Origin of the sequence: Imhoffiella purpurea, from assembly GCF_000585215.1 — a bacterium.
GTDB lineage: Bacteria > Pseudomonadota > Gammaproteobacteria > Chromatiales > Chromatiaceae > Imhoffiella > Imhoffiella purpurea.
Genome location: NZ_AONC01000022.1, coordinates 62,495 through 69,489, shown reverse-complemented (window position 1 = coordinate 69,489; position 6,995 = coordinate 62,495). Strand labels below are relative to the sequence as shown.

Annotated in this window: 5 protein-coding genes; 1 reads left to right on the top strand and 4 read right to left on the bottom strand. The window is 66.2% G+C overall.

All coding sequences use genetic code 11. From position 1 onward, the window contains the following. Positions 1-97: 97 nt before the first annotated feature. The 4 genes from D779_RS07675 to D779_RS07660 are packed head-to-tail and all read right to left on the bottom strand — an operon-like array spanning position 98 to position 4,180. Complete coding sequence (locus tag D779_RS07675; protein WP_332307749.1) at positions 98-1,315, bottom strand: AI-2E family transporter; 1,218 nt, start codon at positions 1,313-1,315, stop codon at positions 98-100. A gap of 14 nt (positions 1,316-1,329) precedes the next feature. Next, the gene (locus D779_RS07670) at positions 1,330-2,730 is read right to left on the bottom strand and encodes an NAD(P)(+) transhydrogenase (Re/Si-specific) subunit beta (RefSeq protein WP_043751998.1); all 1,401 of its coding nucleotides are present in this window, start codon (positions 2,728-2,730) and stop codon (positions 1,330-1,332) included. Positions 2,731-2,742: 12 nt separating this feature from the next. Then, positions 2,743-3,039: a proton-translocating transhydrogenase family protein gene (locus D779_RS07665; protein ID WP_043751995.1), complete on the bottom strand. Its 297-nt coding sequence runs from the start codon at positions 3,037-3,039 to the stop codon at positions 2,743-2,745. Between the two features lie 43 nt (positions 3,040-3,082). Further along, positions 3,083-4,180, bottom strand: coding sequence for a Re/Si-specific NAD(P)(+) transhydrogenase subunit alpha (locus tag D779_RS07660; RefSeq protein ID WP_043751992.1), 1,098 nt, complete (start codon positions 4,178-4,180; stop codon positions 3,083-3,085). Between the two features lie 293 nt (positions 4,181-4,473). On the opposite strand from D779_RS07660, the gene D779_RS07655 reads away from it, so the two are divergent. After that, the gene (locus tag D779_RS07655) at positions 4,474-6,993 is read left to right on the top strand and encodes a tetratricopeptide repeat protein (RefSeq protein ID WP_157726348.1); all 2,520 of its coding nucleotides are present in this window, start codon (positions 4,474-4,476) and stop codon (positions 6,991-6,993) included. The last annotated feature ends 2 nt before the right edge of the window (positions 6,994-6,995 follow it).

The window sequence follows — 6,995 nt, the reverse complement described above, 5'->3', positions numbered from 1 at the left end:
AGGTTATGCGCGAGCGTCGTCAGGGGCGACCGGCTCCCGTTCTGCCGCCACCTGCTGCGGCGTGAGAGCAGGGGGGAACCGAACGGATACGAGCGGATCAGCCTCTCCCCTCGATCGACCCGGAAGACGCCTCATCCGCTGACGCCACCGACTCGGAGACAGCGGAATCGCCCTCGGACTCGGGTGGCGTTTCCACGACCTGCTCGCCCCCCTTCTCCTCGTGCAGTCCGAGCAGAACCAGATCCACATCCGGAAGAATGTCGTCGAACTCGACCCCGTACATCTCCCAGATGGAGATGAAGAGCGAGGCGATCAGCGGGCCGATGAAGACCCCGGCCAGGCCGAACATGAAGATGCCGCCGAGGGTGCTGAAGAAGATCATCAGCTCGTGCATCTTGGTGTCCTTGCCGACCAGGATGGGTCTCAGCACATTGTCCATGCTGCCCACCACCAGACCGCAGAAGAGCGCCAGCAGGACGCCCGTGACCACATGACCGTCGAGGACGAGCATGACCGAGGCGGGGATCCAGACCAGGGCCGCGCCCACGTTGGGAATGGTGGAGAAGACCGCCATCACGCTGCCCCAGAAGACGGCGTTGTCGATGCCCGCGACGAAGAAGGCGAACCCGGCGAGCGTGCCCTGCAACAGACCGATCAGCAGAGAGCCCTTGAGCGTCGCCCGGGTGACCGAGGTGAACTTCTCCAGCATCAACCGCTCCTCGGCGGTCTTGAGCGGGAGATAGTAGAGGATCTTCACGATCAGTTTCGGGCCGTCCATCTGCAGGAAGTACATGCTGTAGAGCAGGACGAAGAACATGAAGATCAGATTGGCCGTCCCCAGGGTGAAGGAGGAGACGAGATCGACCAGGAATCCGCTGGCTAGGCTCGCCGCCTGGCCGGCATGCTGCAGGATCAGATCCCGATGCTCGATCAGCTGGTCGAGAAATGGCAGATGCTGCAGGGATTCGGCGAAGGCGGCGGGATCCTCGAGCGCCCCCTTGAAACGGTCGCTGATGACCTGACTCACGTCCAGCGCCTGGCCGACCAGAACGGCGACCAGCAACGCCAGCGGAATCAGCACCATCACCGACATCACCGCCAGGGTGAGGCCGGAGGCCAGATGCGCCCGGCCGTCGAACCGACGATAGAGATGCAGATAGAGCGGCCGGGCGAGCGCACTGAAGAGGCCGGCGAGGAACAGCGCCATCAGGAACTGCTGGATCATCGTCAGGAACAGGGCCGAGATCCCCAGCGCCATCAGCAGGATGACGATCTTGTTGGCCCTGTCCCCATTCATCGCGTCGCTGCCCGACACCTTCTCACCTCCGATCAGTGCCCTCCACCCTTGAGTGCGGCGTTCATCCCCTCGATGGTGTCCTTGGCGTCGCCGAAGACCAGCGAGGTGTTCTCCTGGTAGAAGAGCAGATTGTCGACGCCCGAATAGCCGGGCCGCATGGAACGCTTGAGGAAGTAGACCTGACGCGCACGCCCCGCCTCCAGGATCGGCATCCCGTAGATGGGACTGGAGCTGTCCTCCTTGGCCGCCGGGTTGACCACGTCGTTCGCGCCCACCACCAGGACCACGTCCGTCCCAGGGAATTCGGGATTGATCTCGTCCATCTCAAGCACGTTGTCGTAGGGGATATCGGCCTCGGCCAGGAGCACGTTCATGTGTCCGGGCATGCGCCCAGCCACCGGATGGATGGCGAATTTGACCTCTACGTCGCGCGCCTGCAGCAGCTCCATCAGCTCCTTGAGGGCATGCTGGGCCTGGGCCACGGCCATACCGTAGCCGGGCACGATGATGACCTTGCCGGCATCCTCCATCCAGTAGACCGCGTCCTCGACCGAGGCCGACTTGACGCCGCGCTCGGCCGCCTGGGCACCGGCGCTCTCGCCGCCGCCGCTCTCGGAGCCGAAGCCGCCGAACACCACGTTGAGGATGGAGCGGTTCATCGCCTTGCACATGATGTAGGAGAGGATGGCGCCCGAGCAGCCGACCAGCGCACCGACGATGATCAGCAGGTTGTTGTGCAGGGTGAAACCGGTCGCCGCCGCCGCCCAGCCCGAATAGCTGTTGAGCATGGAGATGATGACCGGCATGTCGGCCCCGCCGATGGGGATGATGAGCGTGACGCCGATCAGGAGCGCGAGCAGGGTCATGGCCACCAGCGACAGCAGATTGCCGGTCATGGCGAAATGGACCGCAAGCGCGATGGTGGCCAGCCCGATCAGCGCGTTCAGCAGATGCTGTCCGGTGAACTTGACTGGGGCACCGCTCAGCAGACCCTGGAGCTTGCCGAAGGCGATGACCGACCCGGTGAAGGTGATGGCGCCGATGACCACGCCGGCCGAGATCTCGCCCATGAGGACGGGATTGAGCAGATCGAGGCTCCGGTGGTGGAGAAAGGTGCCGATCCCGACCAGCACGGCCGCCATGCCCACGAAGCTGTGCAGCGCGGCGACCAGCTGGGGCATGGCCGTCATCTGGATGCGCACCGCCAGGATGCCGCCGATGACCGCGCCGGCCGCCACGCCGGCGATGATGAAGCCGTAGGACTGGACCTCGCGGCTCATCAGGGTCGCCGAAACGGCGATCAGCATGCCGAGCATGCCGTAGACATTGCCCCGGCGCGCCGTCGCCGGATGCGTCAGGCCCTTGAGCCCAAGGATGAAGAGAATTGCCGAGACGAGATAGGCCAGCGCCTGGTGATTGACTGAAAGATCCATCGATGACCGTCCCTATTTCTTCTTCTTGAACATGGAGAGCATGCGGTGCGTCACCAGAAAGCCGCCGAAGACGTTGATCGAGGCGAGCAGGACCGCGAGGAAACCGAAGATCTGGACCAGGATCCCGGCGTTCGGATCGCCCGCGACCAGCAGGGCGCCGACCAGGACGATGCCGGAGATGGCGTTGGTCAGGGCCACCAGCGGGGTATGGAGCGAGGGGGTGACGCCCCAGACCACCCAATAGCCGATGAAACAGGCCAGGACGAAGACGTAGAGGGCAACGATCGAGGGATCCAGTGCCTCGGACATGTGCGTGACTCCTAATTGTATGTGTGATGGGCGCGAGCGCCGCTCAGGCCGCCGCCGAGACCAGCATCGCCGCCGTGATGTCGTCCTGCGTCAGGTCCGCGAGTTCGATACCGGAGTCGCCGGGGCTCACCATGATCTCGATGAGATTGAGCAGGTTGCGCGCATAGAAGGCGCTGGCATCCGCGGGAACCATGGCCGGATAGTTGGTGAAGCCGACCAGGGTGACGTCGTGCCGCACCACCACCTCGTCGGCGACGGTGAGCGGACAGTTGCCGCCGCTGCCGGCGGCGAGATCCACGATCACCGACCCCGGACGCATGCGCTGGACCACCTCCTCGGTGACCAGGACGGGGGCCGGGCGGCAGGGGATCTGCGCCGTGGTGACGATGACGTGCGCCTTGGCCAGCGCGTCGCCGAGCGCCGCCTGCTGGCGCGCCTTGGCCTCGTCCGAGAGCTCCTTGGCATAACCGCCCTCGCCCGATCCGCTCTCGCCCAGATCCAGGTCGATCGGCTTGGCCCCGAGCGAGATGATCTGCTCGCGGGTCTCGGGCCGCACGTCGTAGGCGTGCACGTCGGCGCCGAGCCGGCGCGCGGTCGCGATCGCCTGCAGACCGGCGACCCCGGCACCCAGCACCACCACGCGCGCGGGCTTGGCCGATCCGGCCGAGGTCATCATCATGGGGAAGAAGCGACCGTAGCGGGCCGCCGCCTCGATGGTGGCGCGGTAGCCGGCGATATTGCTCTGCGAGGAGAGCGCGTCCATCGACTGGGCGCGCGAGGTGCGGGGCATGCGCTCCATGCCGAGCACGCGCATCCCCTTCGCCAGCATGGCCGAGACGATCTCGTCCTCGCCGCAGGATTCCAGCAGGCCCACGTAGACCCCCTCGGCACGCATGGCCTGGACCTCATCGGCCTGCGGACGTCTGACCTTGAGCAGCAGATCGACGTCGAAGGCGTCGGCCCGATCGGTCAGACGCGCCCCGGCCGCGTCGAATTCGGCGTCCGGATAGCCCGCGGCGACCCCGGCGCCCGCTTCGACGAGGACCTCGAAGCCCTTGCCGACCAGTTTCTTGACCACATCGGGCGTCGAGGCGACCCGCGTCTCTCCGGGGCAGGTCTCCAAGGGGATTCCGATCTTCATGGTGATTCGCCTTGTTTATTATTCGCTGTCGCCGCCCACGCGGGCGGCAAAATCCGGGCATTATCGTGACCCTGGAGGATCGCCGCAACCGCCGATCCCGACGAGATGGGGCAATGGCCGACGCGCGATTCGAGTGTCCGCGGGATGCATCGATGGCCGACTCTGCCCCATAATGATCACCCTTATGACCATCTGCGCTCCGAGGGTTCGGGCCCGACCGGACAGTCTGCCACCCCGGCCCGTCTCCAGCCGGATGCGGGTCTTTACACCATGATCGAAAGACGCATCGCTCGATGACTCAAAAACAGAAACGGCGGATGTCGCGGGGTTCCTCCGCCGACAGCGACGCACTCAGCACTCAGGCCCTGGCCACCAGGGCGCGAGAGGCATTGGAGCGCGGCGATTTCCGCAGCGCCATCGCCGACTACAAGCGGCTCTCGAAACAGGATCCCAGCGACGCCTCGCGCTCGGGGCTCGCCACCGCCTATGCCGGCCGGGCGCGCGAACTGGCCGCCAAGGGCATGCTCAAGGAGGCGCTGGTGATGTGGGAGAACCGGGCCGCACTGGATCCCGAGCTGCCCATGGATCCGGATCAGTGCGCGCTGCTGATGCGTCTCGGTCGTCTGGATCCACTGCTCGAACGACTGGAGAACCCGCAGACGCCGCCCGCGCTCGCCGAGCGGATACGCGGACTGCTCGCCGCCCGCATCCTCAGCGGCGACTGGGGGCTCGCCGAGCGGATCCATTCGGAGGATCCGCTGCATCGGCACGCACAGCCGGCCCGCGCGGCGCTGGATGCCTATTGCGCCGGAGACGACACCGGCGTGCGCGAGGCGCTGGGCCGAATCCCGTTCCGCTCGCCCTATCGGGACTGGTCGCTGATCCTCAAGGCACTGCTGACGCTGGCCGAGGATCCATCGGATACCCGACGCCAGCTCGACCGGATTCCGGACCACTCCGCCTTCGCCCCGTTCAGGCAGGCCGCCGAGCTGGCCCTGCTGCCGGAGCCGGTGTTCATGGAGCGCTGCCGCTCGCTCGGCCGCAACCGCATGCGCCTCGCCTGCTCGCTGCGCGGCTGGCCGGCCGAACGCATCTCGCTCTGGGAGGAGATCCATCGGCTAGGAGAGACGCCCAAACCCGAGGCCCTGGTGCGCCTGCTCCAGAAGCTGCGCAAGCAACTCGGAGAGCATTGGGCGCGCCAGCGACAGATGCGCATCCTGGCCCACCACCTGCCGGAAGGCGAGCGATGGCTCAAGTCGGCCGGCGCCTCGCGCATCACCCTGATCGAGTCCATGCTGCTGGCCGCATGGCGCGCCGAACTGGGGCGCGATCCCTGGGAGATCCAGGAGCGCTGGAGCGATTTAGCCATCCAACTGAAGCTCGATCTGGGGCTGGATCACCAACATCCGTCGAACCCGGAGGCCGAACTCATCCTCGCCCTGGTGCTGCGCCGCGCCGACCAGCTGATGGACCTGCTCGCCATCGAGCGCACGCCGGCCGGCGAGATGTCCGAACTCCAGGAGTTCGTCTGTCAGGAACTGGAGCAGAGCCTGAAATGGGATCCCGAGGATCTCGGGACCCATCTACGCCTGATCCGCTTCTACCGCCACGCCGGTCTCGTCAAGGAGGCGCGATGGTTCCTGGACGCCGCGTCCAAGCGCTGGCCGGAGGATCGTCAGGTGCTGATGGAGGCCATGGAGACCGCCCTCGCCTCCAACGCCTTCAAGAAAGCGGCCGGCCTGGCCAAGCGCATCCTGGCGGTCGACCCCATCAATACCGACGTGCGCGAACGCCTGGTCGAGGCCCATCTCGCCCATGCCCGCAAACAGGTCATGAAGTCGCGATTCGACCTGGCGGACAAGGAGCTGAAAGCGGCGGGCGAATGGGCGCGCGGCGAGCAGGCTCGCGAACAGATCGATCTGCTGAGCGGATTGATCGCCGCGCTCGAGCACCCGAAGATGGGTGCCCAAGTCCTGTCCGAGATCGCCAGGCGGCTCGGCTCCGGGCTGTCCGCGCAGATATCGCTGACCCTGGCCGTCGGCATGATTGGGATGTCCGCGAAACAGGCCCTGAGCTGGGCCGGTCTGGAGCGACCGGTCACGCCCGACCGCGCCGACCTGCTCGCCGGACTCGACCGGCTGCGCCGTCATCTCGACGCCGGCCGAGGCTTCGGGTACGGGATGGAATCGCTGCTGTCCAAGCTGCTCAAGGGCGCCCCCTGGAAGGAGCTGTCGCGCGGCGAGCTGGAATCCGTCTGCGAGACGCTGAAACGCGCCCGCTTCGATCAGTTGCGCGGCGAACTGGCGCGGCTCGCGCTCAAGCGCTGGCGCAAGGCGCCCATCTTCCTGCTCCATGCCTTCGAGGCCAAGTATCCCCACGGCTGCTGGGACCCCATGAGCCGAGACCTGCTCGACCTGGAGCTGGCGATACAGACCGCCCGCGACGCGGGAGACACCCGAACCTCGCTGCGCATCCAGGAGACGCTGGAGCGCTCGCGTCCATTCCCGCTCGGACCATCGCCCTTCGAGGATCCATTCGACCTGGAGGACGAGGGACACCACCCGCATGCGCTGGATCTCGCCTTCGGATCGGGTGGATCGCCCGAGGAGATGCTCGAGGCGCTGCGGAGGCTGGGTCTCGAAAAATTCCTCGATCTCATGGGCTTCCCGCCGCATGTCAAGCGCGACCTGCGCGAGGTGGCGAGATCCATGGGCGAGGATGCCTTCTTCGAAGGCATGATCGAGGACCTCACGCAATCCGATGGGCCCTTCGGCCTTCCGGCACCCAAGCCGCGCCGCAAACGACGCAAATGACA